The organism is Ruthenibacterium lactatiformans (genome assembly GCF_000949455.1).
Taxonomy (GTDB): domain Bacteria; phylum Bacillota; class Clostridia; order Oscillospirales; family Ruminococcaceae; genus Ruthenibacterium; species Ruthenibacterium lactatiformans.
In genome coordinates this window covers 45,918-68,497 of record NZ_JXXK01000009.1, presented here as the reverse complement: position 1 = coordinate 68,497, position 22,580 = coordinate 45,918, and the positions used below count along the sequence as shown (strand labels likewise).

The 22,580-nt window shown below is 61.0% G+C and carries 18 protein-coding genes and 1 pseudogene; 8 read left to right on the top strand and 11 right to left on the bottom strand.

The window, feature by feature from the left end; translation table 11 throughout:
* Together TQ39_RS08235 and TQ39_RS08230 are read left to right on the top strand one after the other, a co-directional pair.
* Entirely contained in the window at window positions 1-858 is an 858-nt protein-coding gene (locus TQ39_RS08235) for an aldose epimerase family protein (protein ID WP_050005184.1), read from the top strand.
* A 142-nt stretch (window positions 859-1,000) separates the two neighbouring features.
* On the top strand, window positions 1,001-1,858 hold the full coding sequence (locus TQ39_RS08230) for a CPBP family intramembrane glutamic endopeptidase (RefSeq protein ID WP_050005183.1): 858 nt from the start codon (window positions 1,001-1,003) through the stop codon (window positions 1,856-1,858).
* Between the two features lie 156 nt (window positions 1,859-2,014).
* Here TQ39_RS08230 and TQ39_RS08225 read toward each other — a convergent pair whose 3' ends face one another.
* From TQ39_RS08225 to TQ39_RS08210, 4 genes are all read right to left on the bottom strand, one after another.
* Window positions 2,015-2,731: a P-II family nitrogen regulator gene (locus TQ39_RS08225; RefSeq protein WP_009324057.1), complete on the bottom strand. Its 717-nt coding sequence runs from the start codon at window positions 2,729-2,731 to the stop codon at window positions 2,015-2,017.
* Window positions 2,728-4,263 carry a DUF1538 domain-containing protein gene (locus TQ39_RS08220; RefSeq protein WP_050005182.1) on the bottom strand — a complete coding sequence of 512 codons (1,536 nt, stop codon included), beginning with the start codon at window positions 4,261-4,263 and terminating at the stop codon, window positions 2,728-2,730. The genes TQ39_RS08225 and TQ39_RS08220 overlap by 4 nt, the downstream gene beginning before the upstream one ends.
* Window positions 4,264-4,510: 247 nt before the next feature.
* Window positions 4,511-4,792: a Dabb family protein gene (locus TQ39_RS08215; RefSeq protein WP_009324055.1), complete on the bottom strand. Its 282-nt coding sequence runs from the start codon at window positions 4,790-4,792 to the stop codon at window positions 4,511-4,513.
* A 66-nt stretch (window positions 4,793-4,858) separates the two neighbouring features.
* The gene (locus TQ39_RS08210; protein WP_009324054.1) at window positions 4,859-6,094 is read right to left on the bottom strand and encodes a DNA polymerase Y family protein; all 1,236 of its coding nucleotides are present in this window, start codon (window positions 6,092-6,094) and stop codon (window positions 4,859-4,861) included.
* 433 nt (window positions 6,095-6,527) lie between these two features.
* On the opposite strand from TQ39_RS08210, the gene TQ39_RS08200 reads away from it, so the two are divergent.
* Genes TQ39_RS08200 through TQ39_RS08185 form a run of 4 tightly spaced genes read left to right on the top strand, consistent with a single transcriptional unit; the run spans window position 6,528 to window position 10,568 of the window.
* Window positions 6,528-7,067, top strand: a complete 540-nt coding sequence (locus TQ39_RS08200; protein ID WP_050005181.1) for a hypothetical protein — start codon at window positions 6,528-6,530, stop codon at window positions 7,065-7,067.
* A gap of 18 nt (window positions 7,068-7,085) precedes the next feature.
* Entirely contained in the window at window positions 7,086-7,916 is an 831-nt protein-coding gene (locus tag TQ39_RS08195) for a putative ABC transporter permease (RefSeq protein WP_009324052.1), read from the top strand.
* A 19-nt stretch (window positions 7,917-7,935) separates the two neighbouring features.
* Window positions 7,936-9,183 carry a histidine--tRNA ligase gene (gene hisS, locus TQ39_RS08190; protein ID WP_009324051.1) on the top strand — a complete coding sequence of 416 codons (1,248 nt, stop codon included), beginning with the start codon at window positions 7,936-7,938 and terminating at the stop codon, window positions 9,181-9,183.
* Window positions 9,180-10,568, top strand: a complete 1,389-nt coding sequence (locus tag TQ39_RS08185) for an MATE family efflux transporter (RefSeq protein WP_009324050.1) — start codon at window positions 9,180-9,182, stop codon at window positions 10,566-10,568. Before hisS ends, TQ39_RS08185 begins: the two co-directional genes overlap by 4 nt.
* Window positions 10,569-10,612: 44 nt before the next feature.
* Here TQ39_RS08185 and TQ39_RS08180 read toward each other — a convergent pair.
* The 3 genes and pseudogenes from TQ39_RS08180 to TQ39_RS20815 all read right to left on the bottom strand — a co-directional run.
* Window positions 10,613-11,092 (bottom strand): annotated as a pseudogene (locus tag TQ39_RS08180) (helix-turn-helix domain-containing protein); the annotation flags it as partial.
* Window positions 11,093-11,297: 205 nt separating this feature from the next.
* On the bottom strand, window positions 11,298-12,239 hold the full coding sequence (locus TQ39_RS08175) for a C39 family peptidase (protein WP_242853468.1): 942 nt from the start codon (window positions 12,237-12,239) through the stop codon (window positions 11,298-11,300).
* Between the two features lie 344 nt (window positions 12,240-12,583).
* Entirely contained in the window at window positions 12,584-13,414 is an 831-nt protein-coding gene (locus tag TQ39_RS20815; protein ID WP_050005180.1) for a DMT family transporter, read from the bottom strand.
* Between the two features lie 146 nt (window positions 13,415-13,560).
* Here TQ39_RS20815 and TQ39_RS08165 point away from each other — a divergent pair, with 146 nt between their 5' ends.
* Both TQ39_RS08165 and aspS read left to right on the top strand, forming a co-directional pair.
* Window positions 13,561-14,868: a DUF1015 domain-containing protein gene (locus TQ39_RS08165; RefSeq protein ID WP_050005179.1), complete on the top strand. Its 1,308-nt coding sequence runs from the start codon at window positions 13,561-13,563 to the stop codon at window positions 14,866-14,868.
* Window positions 14,869-15,027: 159 nt separating this feature from the next.
* Window positions 15,028-16,818: an aspartate--tRNA ligase gene (aspS, locus tag TQ39_RS08160; RefSeq protein ID WP_050005216.1), complete on the top strand. Its 1,791-nt coding sequence runs from the start codon at window positions 15,028-15,030 to the stop codon at window positions 16,816-16,818.
* A gap of 67 nt (window positions 16,819-16,885) precedes the next feature.
* Here the strand turns inward: aspS and TQ39_RS08155 are convergent, their stop codons facing one another.
* From TQ39_RS08155 to TQ39_RS08135, 4 genes are all read right to left on the bottom strand, one after another.
* Window positions 16,886-17,353, bottom strand: coding sequence for a DUF5684 domain-containing protein (locus tag TQ39_RS08155; RefSeq protein WP_009323977.1), 468 nt, complete (start codon window positions 17,351-17,353; stop codon window positions 16,886-16,888).
* A gap of 797 nt (window positions 17,354-18,150) precedes the next feature.
* On the bottom strand, window positions 18,151-19,740 hold the full coding sequence (locus TQ39_RS08145) for a peptide chain release factor 3 (protein ID WP_050005177.1): 1,590 nt from the start codon (window positions 19,738-19,740) through the stop codon (window positions 18,151-18,153).
* A gap of 120 nt (window positions 19,741-19,860) precedes the next feature.
* The gene (locus TQ39_RS08140; protein ID WP_009323975.1) at window positions 19,861-20,877 is read right to left on the bottom strand and encodes a nucleoid-associated protein; all 1,017 of its coding nucleotides are present in this window, start codon (window positions 20,875-20,877) and stop codon (window positions 19,861-19,863) included.
* A gap of 360 nt (window positions 20,878-21,237) precedes the next feature.
* Complete coding sequence (locus tag TQ39_RS08135; protein ID WP_050005176.1) at window positions 21,238-22,449, bottom strand: AfsR/SARP family transcriptional regulator; 1,212 nt, start codon at window positions 22,447-22,449, stop codon at window positions 21,238-21,240.
* Between the last annotated feature and the right edge of the window lie 131 nt (window positions 22,450-22,580).

The window sequence follows — 22,580 nt, the reverse complement described above, 5'->3', positions numbered from 1 at the left end:
ATGTTTACTGTGACAAAAACCACTCAGGGCGCGTATACAGCCTATGTCCTGGCCGATACCGGCGCCGGCACCACCGCCACCGTCGTGCCCGAAAAGGGCGGCATGGTGACGAGCTTCACCAAAAACGGAGATGAATATTCCTGGCTGCGGGAGCCGAACTTCTCTCAGCCGGAGCGCCCGCGCTGCGCCATGCCCGTGCTGTTTCCCATGTGCGGGCGCGCGCCGCAGGACGCGAACACCTTCGGCGGCAAAAGCTATCCTATGATCATCCACGGCATCGTCCACTCCATGCCCTGGCAGGTGGTGGAGACGGGCGAAACGGACGGCGCATCCGTCACCGTGCGCGTCACGGACAACGCCGAAACGCGGGAAAGCTATCCTTTTGCGTTCAGCGTTACCATCCGGTATGTGCTCAGGGGCGGCGAGCTGCGCTTTGAGCAGACCTATGAGAATACCGGCAGCACGGACATGCCGTTCTCCTTCGGTTTTCATCCCTATTTCCGTGTTTCCGATGTGCGCAACCTGGAGTGGGATATCAAAGCCGGCCTGACGGCCGACCCGGACACGGGCAGAGACACGCCGTTTGAAGGCGTGGATTTCCCCTATGACGACGAGCAGACCACCCGCTATTATAAGGGCGTGCAGAGCCCCATGCGCTTTACAGACAAAGAGCTGGGCCACACCGTCACCGTGAAGTTTGACGGGAACTTTAAAAACGCCGTGCTGTGGAGCCAGTGCCCGCTGGGCTTCGTGTGTATGGAGCCGTGGAACGGATTCCCCGGCAGCCTTACCACCCCGGAACACGAGACGCTGGCCCCGGGCAACGCACTGAGCGCCGTTATGAGTATTGAAATTTAAGGCGATACCGTTTGCAAAGCAGCAGCCGCATGCCGGAAGTGTATTTCGGCACGCGGCTGCTGCTTTATGCATCGGCGGCCCGCTGAAGAAACCGCGCCGCCGCCGTCGTTTCGTCAGCAGAACACGAAAGGGAGCGGAACGGATGGAACAAACGGGAAAATTTTCAAACGGGCGGGCGGCGCTGGGGCTTCTGGCGCTGGTGATTCTGGCGGCGGCGCAGCTGGGCGCGCAGCTTCTGGCAAGCTTGCCGCTGATGGTGGGCGCACCGGTGTGGCTGGGCAATGTACTGGCCGGCGTGCTGTATGCGGCGCTGGGGGTGGCGGGGCTTTTGCTGCTGTGCGGAAAGGGCCTGCGCGTGACGCCGGAGGAATGCCGTTTTGCACCAGTGCGGCTGCGCCCTGTCTGGGCGGCGAGCGCGGTGCTGATGCCCGCGCTGGCGGCGGGCGCGCTGCTGTGTCAACCGGGACATTGGCAGGCTGGGTCTGCGGAGGACGCCGCGGCGGTGGCGGCGGGCGCGGTATTTTTCTTCGGCGCGGGCACGGGCATCGTCGAGGAGGCCGTGTTCCGCGGCGTTCTGATGACGGCCGTTGAGCGCCGCTGGAACAAAACGGCTGCGGTGCTCGGCCCCTCCCTGGCGTTTGCCCTGCTGCACGTCCTGGGGCGGGAGCTGAGCTTTGCGGGCATACTGCAGCTTCTTGCGGCGGGCACTGCGGTGGGCTTGCTGTTCTCGCTGGTGGCTTATGAGAGCGGCACGGTGTGGTGCGGCGCAGCCATGCACGCCGTATGGAATATGGTAATGATCGGCGGCGTGCTGCACATCGGCCCGGAGCCCGACGGATATGCGCTGCTCAATTATGTGCTGGACTCCGCTTCTCCGCTGGTAACGGGCGGTGATTTCGGCGTGGAAGCGTCTCTTCCCTCCATTGCGGTCTATCTGGGCTTCAGCGCGCTGGCGCTGGTGCGGCTGAAGCGGAGCAAGGCGTTTGCACACACTGCGTGAACAGCGCCCGGCCCGGGCTTGCCCTTCAGCCGGGGAGTGGCTGCGGGCCAAGTGGCAAAAAAACAACCGTCCCGGCACACACTGCCGGGACGGCTCTTGGCTATTTGTCCGGAGCGAAGGAAAACACCCGCCGCTCCGCGGGAATGCGGCGCGCCTTTATTCGGCCTGCCCGGCCAGCCTGGCCAGGTCCAGGCCTGTCACATCGCTGACAGGCACGCTGAACGCGATGCCGCGTTCGCCCGTACGGGCGAACGCCTCGTTGCAGATGGCCTTCATGATGGACTGCTTTTGGGCAGCGGCCGTCAGGATAAGCACTACGTCTTTTTCCGGCTGGATGGTGATGTGCAGGAATTTTTCGGCTTCCTCGCTGCTCAGGCCGCGCGCACGCGCCACAGTGCCGCCGCGTGCGCCCGCCGTCTTGGCCGCGGCCATCACGTCGTCCGCCATGCCGTGCTCCACCACGGAGATGATAAGCTCGAACTGGTTGTTTTCCGTCATCGGGGGAACCTCCCTTTCCACGTTGATCTCGGCGCGCACCCGGCCGCCGTCTGTTTGGCGGTTTGCCGCCGCGCTGATGCCGGAAAGCGGTACGGTGAATGCAATCCCCTTACCCGGCCGGGAAAAGCCAAGCGCCAGCGTCAGGTCCGCCAGCAGCGGCGCCACCAGAGCACCCGGCACAAGGCTGAGCACAATGTCCTTCTCCGGCTCGTCCAGCCCAAGGTAATCCATCACCTCGGCGCTGGCGGTGCCGTGCCCCAGCATCACCAGCTGCACGGCCACGTGCCGTGCCCGGCAAAGGTCCACTACGCGGTCGCCCTTGCCGCGGTCCACGATGGTCACCATGCAGCGCACGGGTGAAATGAAATCTGTCATGTTGCGTCCTCCCCGGCCGATACGCCGAATTCGATGATCTCCTCGTCCTGCACCGCGTGCACTTCGGCCGCTGCCGGCGCACGGCGCGTTTTGAACTGGTACACAAGGCCGATGATCTGGATGGTGATGAGCGGCGTCATGGCGACCATGGCCACGATGCCGAAGGCGTCTGTCAGAATATTGCCCCCCACGGCCTCGCACGCGCCCATGGCAAAGGGCAGCAGAAACGTGGCCGTCATGGGGCCGGAGGCCACGCCGCCGGAATCGAAGGCAATGGCTGTAAAGATCTTAGGCACAAGAAAACTGAGGCCGAGCGCAAGCGCATAGCCCGGCACCAGGAACCACAGCAGAGAAACGCCCGTCAGCACGCGTACCATCGAAAGCCCCAAAGATACCGACATGCCGATGGAAAGCCCTGCCATCATCACCTTCTGCGAGATGGCGCCGCCGGTGATCTCCTCCACCTGCTTGTTCAGCACCAGCACAGCCGGCTCAGCCTTGACGATATAATAGCCGATGAGCATGCCCAGCGGCACAAGCACCCAGTTATAAGGCAGCTCGGCCAGCTGCTTTCCGATGTAGTTGCCCGCGGGCATAAAGCCCACGTTCACGCCCGTCAGGAACAGCGTCAGCCCCACCAGCGTGTACAGCATGCCCACCAGGATCTTTACCAGAGCCTTGCGGCGCAGCTTCAGGAAGAAGACCTGAAACACCACGAAAAACGCGAGGATGGGCGCCAGCGCCAGCAGGACCTCTTTCGCGTAATCCGGCAGGGCGTGGCCGAATTCCAGCCAAAGCTCCCGCGTGCTGGCAATGTCCGGAATGGACAGCGGCGTATAGCCGGCCCCTTCGGGGTTGTAGATCATACCCAGGATGAGCACGGAAAGGATGGGCCCGATGCTGCACAGCGCCACAAGGCCGAAGCTGTCGCTCTCGGCGTTTTTGTCGCCGCGCACGGCTGTCAGGCCCAGACCCAGCGCCATGATGAACGGCACTGTAATGGGGCCCGTCGTCACGCCGCCGGAATCGAATGCCACGGCCAGGAACGCGTCGGGCACGAACGCCGCCAGAGCGAATACCACAATGTAGAAGCCGATGAGCAGCCACGAAAGGTTCCATCCGAACAGGATGCGCAGGAACGACACCACCAGGAAGAACCCCACGCCGGCGGCCACCGTGAAGATGAGCACGCGGTCCGGCACCGCGGGCGTCTGGCGGGCCAGTACCTGCAGGTCCGGCTCGGCCACGGTGATGATCATGCCGATAACAAAGCAGGCTGCAACGATGAGCCACAGCCTTTTTGAGCGCGTGAGCTGTGTGCCCACCTGCTCGCCGATGGGCATCATGGCCATGTCCGCACCCAGCGTGAAAAAGCCCATGCCCAGAATGAGCAGCGCAGCCCCGGCCAGGAACAGCATCAGCGTGGAAAGCTCCATGGGCACCACCGTCATGCCCAGCGCCAGTACGATCAGGGTGATCGGGATGACCGCGCTCAGCGATTCGTGGATCTTGAGTTTCAGTTTCTTGTTCATATCTCGCCACCTTTCCATGCGTCCGGGAATAATACCATATGTATTAATATTATCATAAGGAAAGGGCGAAAGATGTTAAGAAAGTATAAAGATAATGAAACCGGTAGGAATTCCCCTTTGTTCGCGGGAGCGAAAACATAAAATCCCCCGCAGCAGGCGTCGTCCTGCATTCAGGGGATTTTATCCGTTCTATGTTTTTTACCGCATCTGGTCAAAACTGCGGCGGGCCGGATGTGAGGGCGGATCCTTATACCTCGTAATCACAGCACACGCGTTCGCAGATGACGCTGTGCACGAACTCCTTGACCTTGCAGTGGGCCGGATGGTCCGCGTATACGGCCAGCGCCGCGCGGTCCTCCAGCTCAGTGTACAGCGCCACGTCGTAGCCGTTGAAGCCCACGCCTACCTCGGCGCGCAGCAGCCCGGGCACAACGCCCACCAGTGCCTCCAGCTTTTGCTTCATGATGGCACCGTTCTCCGCCACCTTGTCCTTGTCGGTCAGGTTCCACATTACGATATGTTTAACCACTTTTCATTTCTCCTTTTAGTATAATTATTGCACGCTGCCCGTGCGGCGTTTGTTTTCAACAGCATATCACGGTTTTTCTTCAATTTCAATGTCCTCCAGGCCAATATCGTTTTTGATGACGTTGCCCGGGGCGATGGAGGTCTTGCCGTATTTTCTGCGGATGGCGTCCAGGCTCTGTTCCAGCCGTTCCCGTTTTTCGTTCCGGGGACGCTCCGGCTCCAGCAGTGAGAGCTGGTGTCCCTCGCGTCCGTCCGTCAGGTTCAGCGCCGTAACCGTGAGCATGCGGATGGGCGCGTCCAGGCTCCAGTTGGCTTTTACCAGCTCCAGGGCCGCCCCGCCGATCTCTCGCGCCAGATGGGAGGGCCAGGGCAGCGGCTTCTGGCGGGAGATGCTTTTCAGGTCCGGGTTTTTGATGAGCACCTGCACGGCAGCAGCGTAAAGGCCGTGGGCGCGCAGGCGGGTGGCCACTTCGTCCGCCAGCGCATAAAGCCCGGCGCGCACGTCGGCTTCGCCCACCAGGTTGCGCTTGAACGTCAGGCCGTTTCCCACGCTTTTTATCTCCGGACGCTCGTCCGCGGTACGCACGGGAGAATTCTCCTCCCCTCTGGCGTAGGCGCCCAGCTCCGGCCCCAGCTTGCCCAGCGCCGCGCGCAGGTCCTCGTCCTTCGCCGCGGCCAGCTGCCCGATGTTCCGGACGCCCAGCCCTGCCAGTGTGTTTTGTGCCGAGCGCCCCACGTAAAGCAGCGTGTTTACGGGCAGCGGCCACACGATACGCCGGAAATTTTCCGTGTCGATGACCGTCACAGCGTCCGGCTTTTTATAATCCGACCCCAGCTTGGCAAATACCTTGTTGAAGCTGACGCCCACCGAGATGGTGAGGCCGGTCTCGGCCTTCACGGCCCGGCGGACGGCGTCGGCCACTCCGGCGGGAGAGCTGCCGAACAGCCGCCAGGTCTGCGTCATGTCCAGCCAGCTTTCGTCGATTCCGAACGGCTCTATACGGTCTGTATAACGGGCATAGATGGCGTTGACGGCACGGCTCATCTCCCGGTACTGCCCGTGGTGCGGGGGCAGCAGCTTCAGGCCGGGGCACTTGCGCAGCGCGCTCCAGACGGTTTCGGCCGTCTGGACGCCGTACCGCTTTGCGGGCTCGTTTTTCGCCAGGATGATGCCATGGCGGTCGTCCGGGCTGCCGCATACGGCCACGGGCACGCCGCGCAGCTCCGGGTAGCGCAGCAGCTCTACCGAGGCATAAAAGCTGTTGCAGTCGCAGTGAAAGATCACGCGCTGTTCTTCCGGCAAATCCGCCGCCCTCCTCTCAGGAACAGTACTGGACGATTCACAGCTGGCACCTTCAGCACGCAGCTGTCCGTTTGCGCGCCCGCCTTGCGCAGGCGCAGGGCCGTGCGTCCGGCCAAAGGCACGGGCGGCGTCTTTGCGGCTGTGCCGCCCCGCCCCCGCTTGTAAATTTTCCGCTCTGCTTCACAAAAATCCCCGTCAATACACAAACCGCGGCGGCCGGAGCCGGACAGCCTGCGCCCAAGACGCGGACTGCGGTTTTTGTTTCGTGCGGCGCAAAATTTTCCTGTGCGGTCCCGCGCTCCGAATTGTGCGGCGCCGGCCCAGGTTCCTTTTGCTTATTATAACATTTTGTAGTATAATACAAAATACATAACGGCGCATCCCGCGCCGTGGAAAAAACAGGTAAAAGCCGCATTTGAAAGGAGCTTTTGACATGGACAGCAATGTGAATAAAATTCTGCAGAATATCGTGAACACCGCCACCCTGGCCGCCGACGAGGCAAAGGCCGCGGTGCACAGCGCCGGAAAGGCCGTTGCCGGAAAATATGATGAAGTGAAGATGAACATCGAGCTTGCCCGCCTGTCCGACGAGCAGGAGGACGTATTCAGCGACATTGGCCGCATGCTGTTCCTCATGCATACGGGTGCCGTTAAAGATACGGTAATGAGCGACGAGGGCGAAAAGTCCCCGCAGCAGGTCATCGACGCGCTGCTGGTCTCGGCGGAGCAGGTACAGCAGGAGATGGACGTCATCACCGACAAGCTCACCGTGTGCCGCAACGAGAAAGTCTGCCCGTGCTGCGGCCGCATCTGTGGTGAGCACGACGCGTTCTGCGCGGTGTGCGGCACGCGCCTGTCCGAGGAAGAGCCGGAGGAGGAGAAAGCGCCCGCGGCAGAGCCGGAAATACAGCCCGCAGCCGCCGACGCCCCCGCGGCGGAGCCGGAAGCAGAAGCGGAGCTGCCCGCGGAATAAGCGCGGCGGAGAAAACAAATGACGTATACGATCTACGAATTGCTGTGCTTTTTTGTCATCTACTCGGTGCTGGGCTGGTGCCTTGAGGTATGCTTCTGTACCATCAATACGGGCCAATTCGTCAACCGCGGCTTTTTGAACGGGCCGGTGTGCCCCATTTACGGCTTCGGCATGGTGATCGTGCTGGTGGCTCTGACACCGCTGGCCCACAGCCTTCCGGTGCTTTTCGTGGGCGGCGCGCTGCTCACCAGCGCGCTGGAGCTTGCGGCCGGCTGGATATTGAAAAAGGTGTTCCACACCAGCTGGTGGGATTACAGCGACGTCCCGTTCAACCTGGGAGGGTATATCTGCCTGAAGTTCAGCCTGGCCTGGGGCGTGGCCGTGGTGGCCGTTATGAAAGGCGTCCAGCCCGCGGTGGCGGCACTGGTGCGCGCCGTGCCCCGCACGCTGGGCATTGTGCTGCTGTGTGCGGCAGGCGCAGCCTTTGCGTGCGACCTGGCGGTGACGGTGGCCGGCATCCTCAAGCTGAACCGCGACCTTGGGCATATTGCCGAGGTGGCGCGCCTGCTGCACGCAGGCAGCGACCGATTGGCCGAGGGCCTGGGCGACACGGCGCTGGCCGTGGACGGCAAGCTGGATGCAACAAAGCTGGACGCCGCCGCCCGCATCGACATCGCCAAAGCGGAGATCCTGGACCACCGCAACGCCGTGGCCCGCCGCCTTTTGAAGGCGTTCCCCAACATGCGCCCGGCCGAGCATGAAGCGCTGGAGCAGCTGAAAAGCTGGGTCGAGGAAAAAAATGCCGCTCTGCGCGCGCAGGCGGAAAAGGTAACCGGCAAAAAGAAGTGAAGAAGGAGCTTTATCCCACATGAAAACCACCCCGTTGAAAGGCATGAAAGACATCCTGCCGCGCGAGCAGCGCATCCGCGACTACGTGCAGGGCGAGATCTTAAAGACCTACCGCGCCGCGGGCTTCGAACGCATCTCCACGCCCATTATGGAAGACATGGAGAACCTGGACAAAAGCGACGGCGGCGACAACCTGAACCTGATCTTCAAGGTGCTCAAGCGCGGCGACAAGCTGGAAAAGGCGCTGGCCTCCGGCAGCGAAAAAGAGCTTTCCGACATGGGCCTGCGGTACGATCTGACACTGCCGCTCTCGCGATACTACGCGGCCAACCGGGAGCAGCTCCCCGCGCCGTTCAAGGTCATCCAGACAGACCGGGTGTACCGTGCCGAGCGCCCGCAGAAGGGCCGCCTGCGTGAATTCGTGCAGTGCGACATCGACATCCTGGGCGATGAAAGCCCCAATGCCGAGGTGGAGCTGATTGATGTGACGGCCCGCGCGCTGCTGGCCATCGGCTTTTCCGATTTCACCGTGCATATCAACGACCGCCGCCTGCTGCGCGGCATGCTCGAAAGCTTCGGCTTCGCGCCGCAGGCGCTGGACACCGTGTGCGTCACGTTCGACAAGCTGGATAAGGTCGGCCCGCAGGGCGTGGCGGCGGAGCTTGAGGAAAAGGCGATGCCCGCCGCGGCGGTGCAGGCGCTGGAGGCCTTTTTGGAAAAAGGCGCATTCTCGCTGGATGATGTATCCGCGCTGTGCGCGGACAAGAGCCTGGGCGGCTCGGTGCGTTATGTGTTGGATACCGTGGGCAGGCTGTCCGGCGGCCGGTATGCCGTCGAGTACACGCCTTCGCTGGTGCGCGGGCAGGGCTATTACACGGGGATGGTGTTCGAAGTAACGTGCGCCGCGTTTTCCGGCGCCGTCGCGGGCGGCGGACGCTACGACGACATGGTGGGTAAGTTCCTCGGGCAAAAGGTGCCCGCAGTGGGCTTTTCCATCGGGTTTGAGCGCATCTGCTCCATCCTGCTGGACCAGGGCTACGCGGTGCCGGACGAAAAGCCGCGTCTTGCGCTGCTGTACGGTGCGGACGCGGATTTCGCGGACGTGCTGCAAAAGGCAGAGGCGCTGCGCGGAGAATACGCGGTGACGGTGCTGGCCGCGGCCAAAAAAGTGGGCAAACAGCTGGACCGTTTGCAGCAGAGCGGCTGCGCGGCTGCGTGCTTTTATGAAAAATATCCCGAGATAAAGCCGCTCGGGGAAAACGCGTGAGCGCTGCGGCCGGGGCGGGCGACGCCCAATACCGGAAAATGACGCAGACGCCCATCCCAAGGCTCGTTGCTACGCTGGCCGTGCCCACCATCATCAGCATGCTGGTGACGGCAGTGTACAATATGGCCGACACGTTTTTTGTGGCGCAGCTGGGCACCAGCGCGGCGGGCGCCGTGGGCATCGTGTTTTCGCTGATGGCCGTCATCCAGGCCATCGGCTTCATGCTGGGTATGGGCGCGGGCAATCTTGTTTCCCGCTATCTGGGTGCGAAAGAGCAGCGGCAGGCGGACTGTGCGGCGTCCACCGCATTTTTTACGGCGTTGGCCTTCGGCCTTGGCATCACGGTGCTGGGCACGCTGTTTCTGGACCCGCTCATGCGTGTGCTGGGTGCGACGCCCACCATTCTGCCCTATGCGCGGGATTACGCGCGCTACATCCTATTCGGCGCGCCGGTCATGTGCGCGTCCTTCGTACTCAACAACATCCTGCGGGGCGAGGGCAAGGCCATGCTGGCCATGGTGGGCATCGGCCTGGGCGGCGTGCTGAACATAGGGCTGGACCCGCTGTTCATCTATACGTTCGGGCTTGGCATCGCGGGCGCGGCCATTGCCACGCTGCTCAGCCAGTGCGTCAGCTTCGCCATTCTTCTAGCGTGCTTTCTGCGCCGCAAAAGCGCGGTGCGCCTGCACATCGGGCAGGTGTCCCGCAAGGCAGAGGTGTACGCGCGCATCATCAAAACGGGCATGCCGTCCTTCTGCCGCCAATCTCTGGCCAGTGTGGCCACGGTGCTGCTGAACGTGAACGCCGCCGTTTACGGCGACGCGGCCGTCGCGGCCATGAGCGTGGTGGGACGCATTTTCATGTTCGTGTTCTCGTTCATGCTGGGATTCGGGCAGGGCTTCCAGCCCGTTGCGGGCTACAATTTCGGTGCAAAGCGGTACGACCGGGTGCGCGGGGCCACTTATTTCACAATGCTGGTGGGCACGGTGCTGATGAGCGTGCTGGCGGCGGCCGGTTTTCTGGCCGCGCCGGGCGCGCTGGCGCTGTTCCGCCGGGACGACGCGGAGGTCATCGCCATCGGCGCGCTGGCGCTGCGGGCGCAGTGCGTGGTTCTGCCGCTGTTCGGCGTTTCTACGGTGACGAACATGCTGCTGCAGGTGACGGGGCAGTCCGGGCAGGCGACGTTCCTGTCGCTGTGCCGCCAGGGCATTTTCTTTGTGCCGTTCATTCTGCTGCTGCCGCAGCTCATAGGGCTTTTGGGCGTGCAGCTCGCCCAGCCCGCGGCCGACCTGTGTACTTTCGCGGTGACGCTTCCGTTTTTGCTTTCATTCCTGCGGCGGCTGAAGCTGTGGGAACAGGCGGAACGTGCTGTGGCGGAAAAATAAGGATATGGAAAAGCCGCGGGGATAGCCCGCGGCTTTGTTCTTTCCTATTGCTTCAGTTTCCGCGATTCTTTCGCCAAACGCATTTTGACGGTTTCCATTTTTGAAATATACCGGCTGGCGTATAAAAACGTGCCGGCCACAAATCCCCGTGCAATGCCCACAATGGTTCCATACGGCTCCGTTTCCGCAAGTTCCGCTACGTCCATCGCCGCAAAAAAAGCCATGCTGGCAAGTGCCATAACAAACATGGCACACATTCTTCTCGAAAAAACTTTCCGCTCGATATTGCTATAGTCTGCAATTTTCAACATCAATTCCTCTGCGCTGCCGTCTGTGCGCCCGCCTTTTCTTTCTCCATCCAATATCTCGCTGACTTCGACCTTATAGTATTTTGCAAGCTCGATCAACAGGTCGAAATCCGGCATGGTCGTGCCGTTTTCCCAACGGGAAATACTCCGGTTGGAGACGCCCCGCGTCTCAGCAAGCTCCGCCTGCGTGATAGCTTTTTCATTTCGCAGCGTTTTTAAAAAATGACCTGTTTTTGTTGATTCATAGTCCCTGTCTCCTTTCGCTCCCTAAGAATATCGTTTTCACCCGAAAAAGTACAGGTCACAGGCCGAGAGTTGTGGGACGGCAAATGCAAAACGGTGGATCTGTCCGCCTACAGATTCGCCGTTTTCACATCATTGTTTAAAAAACTCATGCGGTAAATTTTATGGCGGCCCTGCTTCATGCGGTATAAGCCCACAGGTTTTTGATCTGCGGCTCCAAACGGCTGTACTCCCACAGGGATGCGCTGCGGGCGGGACTGTTGGGGTCTACGACGCACAGCAGCCCGTCCTGCGTGCCGGTCAGCACGATAAAATGTCCCGCCGTGGTAAAATCGCCGGGGCGCATGCTGCAAATGATGGGCTGCCCTGCTTCCAGCGCGCCGAACACGGCGGCTTCCGTGAGTGAAAGCTCCTGCGCGTACAGGCCAAAGTGCTCGCATCCGCTGCGCATCAGCTCCCAGCTGGTGCCGTCCGCGCCGGCATACCCCTGGCGCTGCGCCCATGCGGCGATGGCTGCGGGTGTGAGAGAAGCGTCCCCCGTCAGGCCGCAGGCCACCACCGAGAGCGCTGTCGGCCCGCAGCCCGTGATGGCGAGGATACTGCCTCCGTAAGGCGTGCAGCCCCAGCGCGCGTCCCATTGCAGCAGCGTGGGGAAGCTGCCGCGCACGGCCTCCTCCACCCTGGCGGGCGGCGCGGCGTCTATAAGGCTGGGATACGCCAGCACAAAGCCAAGCGCTTCCTCATTGCGGGCCAGCAGTGCGGCCACGTCGGCGGGCCAGCGGGAGGGCTCGTCCAGCATGGGCTGCACCTCGGGGTGCGCCGCGGCCAGCGTCTCGATGGCCAAGCGCGTCTGGGCGTCCCATTCGCCGCCCAGGCTCACAGATGCGGACGCGCCGCCCGTTCCCGCGCCGCTGTAAGGTGTGGCGGAAACCAGCGCGGGCCAGACCCGAGCCAGCAGCACCACCCCGGCGCACAGGCAGAGCACACCGCAGCAGCGCGCAAAAAAGCGCCGCGCGCAGTGCTTTCGCGCCCGTTTGCGGCGGCGTGCCCGGGCAGGGCGGCGGGGCGCGTCGTCATAGTGCAGATAACATGCAAGATCATTTTCAAAACGTTCGTTCACGGGAAACCATCCTCTCTGTGAGCCTATTATAGAGAACAAATCTTAAAATAGGCTCGAGCAGAGCTTACAAGTTTCTTAAGGCAACACCGCACAATTCACGGCTGAAGCCTTAAGCGTCGCCTCGCTTGCAGATTTTCCGGCAACTGTCACAAAAATGCTCGCGAATACACAAAGTATTCGCTGCGCTTTTTGTTTAACCTGCCAAAAAATCTGCCGGCGCGATTCGACTCTTAGAATTGTGCGGTGTTGCCTTAATCCTGCCGCTGCCGGCTCGGAATGAGAAAAGCCCCGTGAACGCGGGTTTTCCGCTGTTCTTCCCGGCGTCTCGAAGGTCGGCCGCCGGGTCATAACGCTTTTCTGCCGCGCGTGTTGAACCATACCACGCTGCAAAGCACCAGCACCGCCCCGGCAAGCGAAAAGCCGGAAAGCCGTTCGCCATAGGCAAGCGCCACCCATACAGGCGTGAGGATGGGCTCGATGGCCGTCACCAGGCTGGCCGTCATGGGCGGCGTGGTGGCGATGCCCCTGGCGATGAGGACATAGGAAAGCCCAAGCTGGAACACACCCAGCGCAAAGATACATACCATGGGGACAAAGCTGAAATCCGTCTCGCCCGAAAGGAACGGAAGGCCGATCAGCGCGCCCGCCACCTGTCCCAGAAAATAAGACGACATCGCGTCGCCTTCCGGCTCGGTGTTTACCAGGAATACTCCGGCATAAGCCACGCCGCTGCCCAGTCCCAGCGCGTTTCCCAGCAGCGTGCCCGCCGCAAGGCCGTCCGCCACAAAGCAGCCGATGCCTGCAAATACCAGCACGCACGCGGCCACGGCGGCGCGCGGCGGCTTCTGCCCCTTGGCCAGCCACAGGTACAAAAGCACAAAAATAGGCGCGGTGTACATCAGCAAAATAGCGTTGGCCGCGCCCGCCAGCTTGGTGGCGAATACATACAGGTTCGTTGTCAGCGCAAGGCTCAGCGCGCCGCAGGCCACGGCTCCGTTCCAGCGCAGGCGCCGCCCGGCCCGCCACAAAAACGCGCCCGTGATGCACGCCGCAATGACGTTGCGCGCGCCGTTGATGGCCAGCGGCGTCCACGGCACACCCTTGATGCACACGCCGCCAATGCTGCACAGCATCGCCGCCAGCGCCAGCAGCCACGCGCCGTTTTTCTGTTTCATGCCGCTTCCCCCTTTGCAAAAATGCGCCGCTTCACTCTTGCAAAGCGGGCGTTTGTGCCGTATCATAAAAAGATAACAGGCGCCGCGCGCGGCGGCCCATTCAAGGGTATGAAGCAGGGGTTGTCTGATATACGGAGGGGACGAAAATGAAACCATTTATCGCAGCGGATATTTTGCTGCCCGCACCGCAAACGGATATGGGCCTGTGGCCCGCGCTGGCGTGCGACCAGTTCACAAGCCAGCCCGAATACTGGCAGAAGGCCGAGGCGCTCACTCAAAACGCGCCCAGCACATTGCACATCACCTTGCCGGAGGCATATCTGGAAAGCCCGGATGTGGACGGTCGCATTGCGGCCATCCACACCGCCATGGCCGATTACCGCGCCCGGGTGCTCACACGCGGTGTCCACGGTTTTGTATATGTGGAACGCGCGACGCAAAGCGGTGTGCGGCAGGGCCTTGTGGGCGCTGTGGACCTGGAGGCTTACAGCTATGAAAAAGGCTCCGCACCGCTGGTGCGTCCCAGCGAAAATACCATTGTGGAGCGTATTCCGCCGCGCCTTGCCGTGCGCCGGGGCGCGCCGCTGGAAACGCCTCATATCATGATGCTGCTGGATGACGCTGCCTGCGGCGTGGTGGAGCCGTTCGCGAAAAAAAAGGCGGCGCTGGAAAAACTGTACGACACGGAGCTGATGCTGGGCGGCGGGCACATTGCAGGCTGGGCGGTAACGGACGCTGCGGACATTGCGGCTGTGGAAAACGCCGTAGCGGCGCTGGGCACACAGGCGGCGTTCGACGCAAAATACCCGGACGCGGCCGGCCGGCCGCCGCTGGCCGTCGCCGTGGGCGACGGGAACCATTCCCTTGCCACGGCCAAGGCGCACTGGGAGGAAATAAAGGCGGCCCTGCCGCCTGCCGCGCGGCAAAGCCATCCCGCCCGCTGGTGTCTGGTGGAGCTGGTGAATATCCACAGCCCGGCGCTGGGCATCGAGCCCATCCACCGCGCGGTATTCGGCGTTTCCATGACGGAGCTGGCAGGCGCGTTTTTGTCGTTCGCGGCGCGGCACGGCGCGCATGCCTGCGGCATGGCCGGGGCGCAGCAGACCTTTTGCTTTGTGGACGAAACGTGTGCAGGGCCGGGTACGGCGGAGCGTGTGGAGTGCCTGAAAAACGCGCCCTGGCCCCTGGCCGTGGGTACGCTGGACGCATTTTTGACAGAATTTCTGGCGCAGCGCCCGGGCGCGAAGGTGGATTACATCCACGGCGCGGACAATGTGCGCGCACTGGCGCGGGCAGGCGCGGTGGGCGTCATCCTGCCGGATTTCGCCAAGAGCGACCTGTTCCGGGGCGTTGTGCTGGGCGGCGTGCTGCCCAAGAAGACGTTTTCCATGGGCCACGCCGAAGAAAAGCGATACTACCTGGAATGCCGCCAAATCGCGCCGCAGACATTGTAAATTGCGGCCGGACGCGCTATACTGTTATAGATAAAGGCCGCTGCGCCGTTGTATCGCGTGGCCTTTGCCGAATGCCCCGCCAGTTTTGCTTCGCGTGGCGGGCGCCGGGGTCTGCTCTTGAATTTGTGCCGACGCGAAGCGGCGGAATGGATGATTTTTATGGAAACAATGGGAAACCTGCGCCGTACCCACTATTGCGGGACGCTGCGCGCCAGGGACGCGGGCACACAGATGACGGTGGCCGGCTCCATCGCAAAATGCCGCGACAAGGGCGGCGTTATTTTTGCGGACCTGCGGGACACCACAGGCATCCTGCAGCTTATTTTTGACGATTCCACGGACCGGGCCGTGTTTGAAAAGGCCTCCGGCCTGAAAAGCGAGTATGTCGTTATTGCCGCGGGCACGCTGCGTGAGCGCGAGGCGAAAACGGACAAGATCCCCACGGGCGAGGTGGAACTGTTCGTCACCGAGCTGCGCGTGCTCAGCGGCGCGCAGACAACTCCCTTTGAGGTGCGCGACGGCATCAATGTCAACGACCAGCTGCGCCTGAAATACCGCTATCTGGATCTGCGCCGCCCCTCCATGCACGAGCCCATCGTGGTGCGCTCCAAAATTGCCAAGGTGGTGCGGGATTATTACGACGAGCAGCATTTTGTGGAGATCGAGACTCCTATGCTCATCAAATCCACGCCCGAGGGCGCGCGGGATTATCTGGTGCCCAGCCGTGTGCAGCCGGGGCATTTCTACGCGCTGCCCCAGTCGCCCCAGCTTTACAAGCAGATTTTGATGCTCTCCGGCTTTGACCGGTATTACCAGATCGTCCGCTGCTTCCGCGACGAGGACCTGCGCGCCGACCGCCAGCCCGAATTCACGCAGATCGACATGGAAATGTCGTTTGTTACAGAAGACGACGTGATGGCCATGAACGAAGGCCTTGTAAAGCGCGTGTTCCGGGAAGTGCTGGGCGTGGACGTGGAAACGCCTTTTCGGCGCATGCCGTACAGCGAGGCAATGGCCCGCTACGGCTCCGACAAGCCGGACACCCGCTTCGGGTTGGAGCTGCAGGATGTGACGGATGTGCTGCGGGAAAGCGGGTTTGCAGTGTTTAAATCCGCCGTTGAGGCGGGCGGCAGCGTGCGCCTCATCAACGCAAAGGGCCTTGCCGGCGCGCTCACCCGCAAGGAGATCGACAAGCTGGTGGACGTGGCCAAAACCTATGGTGCCAAAGGCCTTGCCTACACGCGCCTGACGGCGGACAGCGTGACCTCCAGCTTTGAAAAGTTCCTCTCCGAGGAGGAAAAGGCCGCGCTGCACAAGGCGGCGGGCGCAGAGACCGGCGACGTGCTGCTGGTGGTGGCCGATGCGAAAAACAGCACCGTGTTTGCGGCGCTGGGCGCGCTGCGCCTTGCCGTGGCAAATAAGTGCGGCCTCATCGACCCGGACAAATTCAACTTCCTGTGGGTGACGGATTTCCCGTTCTTTGAATATTCTGAAGAAGAGGGCCGCTGGATGGCCATGCACCATCCGTTCACAATGCCCCGGGCCGAGGACCTGGACAAAGTAGAGAGCGACCCGGGCAGCGTGCGCGCGCTGGCCTACGACATGGTGCTCAACGGCTGTGAGCTGGGCGGCGGTTCCATCCGCATCAATGATCCGGCCGTTCAGGACCGCATGCTCAAGGCGCTGGGCTTCAGCGAGGAGCGCGCGCGGGAGAGCTTCGGATTTTTGATGGACGCCTACCAGTACGGCGCGCCGCCCCATGGCGGTATGGCCTTCGGCTTCGACCGCATGGTGATGCTGATGCTGAAGCGGGATTCCATCCGCGACGTTATCGCCTTCCCAAAGGTGCAGAACGCGGGCGAGCCTATGAGCGGCTGCCCCGAGACCGTGGAGGAAAAGCAGCTGCGTGAGCTTTCCATCGCTTATGCGCCCATCGAAACGGAAGAATAAAACCAAAAGGCCGCTGCGGGAGTTCCCGCGGCGGCCTTTTGCCGTTTGTATGTAATTTGAAAAGGCATCAATCCTGCGGGCCGAGATAAGCCGAGCTGCCGAAGCCGAGGATGAGCGTAAAAATCGGCTCAAAGAAAAGCATGCCGATGGCAAAGCCCACGCCATGGCCAAATGCACGGCACTTGCGCACGACAAGCAGGATGTTGACAACGAACGCAAACAACAGCAGCAGCATCGCGATGAAAAACATGGCATAATTGATCGAGCCGTCCGCCTGAATGGAGAAGGGAGACAGCACGAAAGCCAGAACGGTAGCCGCCAGAGTGGCCCAGAAAAGATTCTTTTTCTTCCAGGAAATTTTATAGGTGATGTAGGTGCTGTAAATGGGGATGATGGATTTCCAGCCGGCTTCCCCGGCTTTGGTAAAGATCCGCCATGCGGCAACCACATGGAGCAGCCACCACACAAACCCCACGATCGAGTATGTGGCCAGCATGCTCAGGAAAAACACCATCATACTGTTATCCATAGACATACATGATTCCTCCACTTTTTATATTGGAAACGGTAACCGTCCGTTTCTAAGAGGATTATAATAAAAAAGACAAAAAATGCAATTCTCTGTATTTTTCACAGAGCCGAAACAACGCGGCAAAAACTTTTGACAAGGACACGGAAATGCATTACCTTGCAGAAAATACGAAAGCGGCAGTGCCGCTGGAGGAACAGCCGAATGCGCATGGGAGATAACCGCCCGCGCCGGGACAGACGCTGGTACTGTACGACGGCGGAACAGCGGTGGGCGGGACGTCCTTTTTTCACTGTCTGAAACAAAAAACGCACAGCGTACCGCCACCGGCACGCCGCACATTTTTTGTTGTACTGGTAAACAACGTCAGGGCACAGCGGCGTTCTGCGCGGGAAGGACAAAACAGTCTGCCCTCAAGCGGGCTTGCTTCAGCATCGTCAGCTGCTCTCCTGCTCTGTCTTCCTCCAGCTACACAATGTCCGCAGCATTTCTTCTATCTCCCGCCCTTTCTCTCCGAAAATGACTTTTCTGCGCTATTTTGGCGCAAGCACATTGTGATATTTGCAATTCCAAATCGTATGCAATAAACCATTTACGTCATTCACCTGAATGGCCTTCCCTGTGTTTTTTAGTTCGTGCCGTCGGCTGGCCTCACTCCCTATCCTGTTACAGAGATTTTTCATTATCGGCATCAGCATTTTTGGACCGCTCGCCCAGCGAGTGGTTTTTTATAAAAAAACAGCCGCAGGAACGCCTGCAGCTGTGGACGGGAGCCTATTCTATTTGCAAAGCGGGTCCGGCGCTCAGCGTCCCACCTCGGAAAGACGAAGCTCCTTGTTGTGCTCCTCGGCCCAGGTGATGCTCCAGGCATTGGTGAACAGCAGCAGCTTGCGGCCCTTGAAATCCTCTACGCGGCGGGTATCACTGGTAAGATTCAGCGCCTTGGGGTCGCAGTCCTCGTTCTCGATCCACCGGATAAAGCTGTACGGCAGATTCTGCATGCGGATATCCACATTGTATTCGTTCTTAAGGCGGTACTCCAGCACCTCGAACTGCAGTACGCCCACCACGCCGACGATGACCTCTTCCATGCCGCCGCCCAGCTCCTTGAAGATCTGGATGGCGCCCTCCTGGGCAATTTGTTCCATACCCTTCACAAACTGCTTGCGCTTCATGGTGTCCACTTGGGAGACGCGGGAAAAATGCTCCGGCGCAAAGGTGGGAATACCTGCGAAAGCAAACGGCGTTTTGGCTGTGGTGAGCGTATCACCGATGGAAAAGATACCCGGGTCGAACACACCGATGATGTCGCCCGCATAAGCCTCCTCCACGATCTCGCGCTCGGAGGCCATAAGCTGCGTGCCCTGGGCCAGCTTTACCTTTTTGCCCCCCTGCACATGGAACACATCCATGCCGCGTTCAAACTTTCCGCTGCAGATGCGGATGAAGGCGATGCGGTCCCGGTGGGCCTTATTCATATTGGCCTGGATCTTGAACACGAATGCCGAAAAATCCTCCCGTCTGGGGTCGATGGGGCCGGCGGAGGAATCCCGCGGCAGGGGCGGGGGCGAAAGGCGCAGAAAATCCGCCAGGAACGGCTCCACCCCAAAGTTCGTGAGCGCCGAGCCAAAGAACACCGGCGTCAGCATGCCGTGGCGCACCTTGTCCAGATTGAATTCATAGGCCGCGCCGTCCAACAGCTCGATGTCCTCGCTGAGAGTGTCGTGCAGCGACTTCGTCAGCAGTTCGTCCAGGCCGGGGTCGCCCAGCTGCGCCTCGATCTTTTCGGCTTGCTGCTGGCCCACCTTGCCCGAATGCTGGAAAGCGAGGATCTCCTTTTTGTTGCGGTCATACACGCCCTTGAATTCCTTGCCTGAGCCGATGGGCCAGTTCATGGGATATGTTTCGATCCCCAGCACCTGTTCAATCTCCTCCAGAAGGTCGAAGGGATTCTGCGCGTCCCTGTCCATCTTGTTGATGAAAGTGAAAATGGGGATGCCGCGCATGGTACACACCTTGAACAGCTTTTTGGTCTGGTTCTCCACGCCCTTGGCCGCGTCGATGACCATGACCGCGCTGTCCGCCGCCATCAGCGTGCGGTAGGTATCCTCGGAAAAGTCCTGATGTCCCGGAGTGTCCAGGATGTTGACGCAATAACCGTTGTAGCGGAACTGCAGAACAGAGCTGGTCACCGAGATGCCGCGCTGCTTTTCGATCTCCATCCAATCCGACACAGCGGCGCGCGCGCCCTTTTTGCCTTTCACGATGCCCGCCTGCTGGATGGCGCCGCCGTACAAAAGCAGCTTTTCCGTCAGCGTCGTCTTGCCCGCGTCTGGGTGCGAAATGATCGCGAACGTGCGGCGCTTATCGATCTGTTCGATAAAGTTTTCCACAAAAATCCTCCAAACCCGATATCCATGTTGAAAATACAATTTATTGTATGATATTCCGCGCAAAAAAACAAGGCGGACGACCAAAAAAGCCGCATTTTTGCGGCGCTCGTGTCAAAGAGGTCACACGATGATGTTTTTGATGAGCAGCGACATGGAGCCGTCCGGGTTGCGGATGAACTCCAGGGCGCTCTCGTCCCGGTACACATTCACCGGTACCTTGATCTCAACGCCGCCCGCGCTGCGCAGGCTCTGCTTTTCCATACGGCGCACCGCCGGGGCCGAAAGGGGCAGCGGCTCGTCCAGCGTGATATCATGCTCGGCCAGAGCTTTGGTGAAAGCCTCCCGCGCGTGGGGCATATCGCCGTACAGCTTGTCGCAGATCGCCTGCACGGGAACGGGGTCCGGCTTGCCCGCCCTGGATTTTTCCTCCGCGCGGGCCGCATAAAATTCCTCGCACACAGCCATGGCGAGCTCCGGCTCGTCCACGCCGGTGTTCCCGTAGAACTGCTGGTTTACCTCACCCGCAACCGCCTGGATGGCCGAAAGCTTCTCCCGCGGGGACAGCCCTGCCCGACAGCCCAGGATTCGGCTGCCCAGGTACGTTTGTTTGCGGCCGTCTATCTCGTACTTTTTTTCCAGCAGGCGCACGGCGTTGGTGCGCAGGTCCACAAAAAACGCCTCGTCCGCCTTACCGGACGTGCCCGGCAGCACCGTGCCCTGGCGCACTACCTCATTGACGGCGGGCCCGCCGTCCATACGGCAGTAATGCAGCCACCCGGGCTTGTAATTCAGCTTCAGCGCGGCCAGATATTCCGCACCGTCGATCTCCAGCAGAAGAAACGCCGCGTCTCCCGCGGGGATGGCCGGATTTTCCTGCATCACACGGAACCAGTCTCCGGCAATGACAGCCGTCTTTTTTTCAAAATCATCCTCGATGTTCCATAAGAGCGGCAGGAAGGCCGAATCGTCCGCCAGCGTGCAGGCCTTGGCCTCGTCGCTGGCAAAGCACTTGGCTGCGTGGCCGGCCAGATATTGCAGCGCGTCCTCGGAGGGCGGCAGGATGGCCTCGGATAAAATGGGCGCGTCCACGGCCGGGTCCAGCACGTGGAGGATGGCCTTGATGAGTTCGATGTTCATAGCTCTGTTCCTTTCCTTTTGGCAACCTTTTTATTATACTAAAAAATGCCGCGTATGAAAAGGTGCCTTCGTGCAGGAAAACATCTCTCAAGGTATCCGCCATGGGCTTTGGATAAGCCGTCCGGCCGCGAAGCGACGGCGGCAAATCTTCGCCGCCAGGGACATGCCCCGGCAATTTTGGATGCCCGGTGCGCGAAAAAACCCCGGCAATCCAAAGAGGATCGCCGGGGTTTTAAATACACCTGGCGCCAAGCCGTCGGGGGCAAAGCCGATACCTTCCTGCACCAGAGGTACATACAGTGACATTTGGGTCAAGCCACAGGCGGACGCGTCACGCGGGACCTGTTCTTGAACCGACGTTCAGCCGTACAGTTCCTCCAAGACCGTTCCGCGGAATTCCAGAAATGCGGCGGCCTGGGTGCGCGCGCTTTCGTACGCGGCGGAAAGGCGGCGCTCCACGACAGCCATGTCGTCCGCGCTTTCCATGGGCAGCAGCAGCGCATACTGGCTGCGGCTGTATTTTGTAAAGGTGTCGCTTTTGCGCAGCGTGCCGGCGATCGCCAGTTTCAAATCGTCCATGGCCTCGGCCAGCGCTTCCCCCTCGGGTGCACGGCCGCCGTCCGGCCCCTGAACGGTGATGAGCATCAGCGCCACCACCTGCCGCGCGCGCTGCGCGGTACGGGCCACGATGGCGTACATGCGCTTGAACACCTCATAGTTGCAGTAAAACGCACCGCGGTCGCTGCGCTGGCTGCGCAGCGCGTCGGACAGCTCGTCCCGAATGGCCGCAAAATCCTGCTCGGTCTTATTCACAGCCTCGGCTGCCGCGGCGTAAATGGAGCCGATTTCCGCGCACAGCGGGCGTCCCATCTCCTCTTCAAAATAGCGCGCCGTCTTGTTGTAGGCGATCACAATGGCCCGCTGCATGTGCAGCGCGTCCAGCGCACGGAACGTCCACAGCGCGATATCCTCGTCCAGCGGGTCCGTCACAGATGCGCGGGAGGCAACGTCCAGCAGCTCGCCGTAGTCGTTCTCCCCGGCAAGGCAGGCGCACAGGGCGCGGGCGCTGGCAAGATACCGGCGCGTAAAGCCCCGTGCCGCGCGCATCACCCACACCTCACCGGCCAGCTGGGGCAGCAGTTCTCCCCGGAACGCTCCCTCCGCTTTGCGCCAGGCTGCCATTTTTGCTTCGCTGCCGCCGGTGCAGCGCTCGGCCTTTTCGCACAGCTGTTCAAAGCGCTCGGTATCGACGCTCCACTTGATATGCCCGTTCAGGCAATAACCGCCCGCACGGAACAGGATGGGACTTTCAGCGGGCTTGACCGGCCCGGCCAGCTCCCGCCGCAGCGCATAAACGGTATTTTTCAGCACGTTGGCCGGGTCCGCCAGCTCCTCGCCGCCCCACAGCTCCTGCAGCAGCACCGAGGACGGAGTGACATGCTCCCGGTTGAGCGCAAGGTAACAGAACAACTGCCACGGCTTCGTCAGCTTGGCTGTGGCGTCCACCACGCAGCGCCCGTCGGCAACGACGGAAAAGTCTCCCAGCATTTTTATGGCGATCTTCTGGAGCATCGGGCCACCTCCGGCAAATTTCTATCCATTCTGATAGTACCGCATTTTCGTCAAAAGGTCAAACATTCTATGAAATTTTTACCGCTTTGACTTAAAATACGGCAAAACGCCCCGGCGGGGCTGCGCGGGGA

What these genes read in the sequence shown, in the direction of transcription:
- TQ39_RS08235 (WP_050005184.1), top strand. Translation starts at nt 1, where the DNA reads ATGTTTACTGTGACAAAAACCACTCAGGGCGCGTATACAGCCTATGTC.
- TQ39_RS08230 (WP_050005183.1), top strand. Translation starts at nt 1,001, where the DNA reads ATGGAACAAACGGGAAAATTTTCAAACGGGCGGGCGGCGCTGGGGCTT.
- TQ39_RS08225 (WP_009324057.1), bottom strand. Translation starts at nt 2,731, where the DNA reads ATGACAGATTTCATTTCACCCGTGCGCTGCATGGTGACCATCGTGGAC.
- TQ39_RS08220 (WP_050005182.1), bottom strand. Translation starts at nt 4,263, where the DNA reads ATGAACAAGAAACTGAAACTCAAGATCCACGAATCGCTGAGCGCGGTC.
- TQ39_RS08200 (WP_050005181.1), top strand. Translation starts at nt 6,528, where the DNA reads ATGGACAGCAATGTGAATAAAATTCTGCAGAATATCGTGAACACCGCC.
- TQ39_RS08195 (WP_009324052.1), top strand. Translation starts at nt 7,086, where the DNA reads ATGACGTATACGATCTACGAATTGCTGTGCTTTTTTGTCATCTACTCG.
- hisS (WP_009324051.1), top strand. Translation starts at nt 7,936, where the DNA reads ATGAAAACCACCCCGTTGAAAGGCATGAAAGACATCCTGCCGCGCGAG.
- TQ39_RS20815 (WP_050005180.1), bottom strand. Translation starts at nt 13,414, where the DNA reads ATGAAACAGAAAAACGGCGCGTGGCTGCTGGCGCTGGCGGCGATGCTG.
- TQ39_RS08165 (WP_050005179.1), top strand. Translation starts at nt 13,561, where the DNA reads ATGAAACCATTTATCGCAGCGGATATTTTGCTGCCCGCACCGCAAACG.
- aspS (WP_050005216.1), top strand. Translation starts at nt 15,028, where the DNA reads ATGGAAACAATGGGAAACCTGCGCCGTACCCACTATTGCGGGACGCTG.
- TQ39_RS08155 (WP_009323977.1), bottom strand. Translation starts at nt 17,353, where the DNA reads ATGTCTATGGATAACAGTATGATGGTGTTTTTCCTGAGCATGCTGGCC.
- TQ39_RS08140 (WP_009323975.1), bottom strand. Translation starts at nt 20,877, where the DNA reads ATGAACATCGAACTCATCAAGGCCATCCTCCACGTGCTGGACCCGGCC.
- TQ39_RS08135 (WP_050005176.1), bottom strand. Translation starts at nt 22,449, where the DNA reads ATGCTCCAGAAGATCGCCATAAAAATGCTGGGAGACTTTTCCGTCGTT.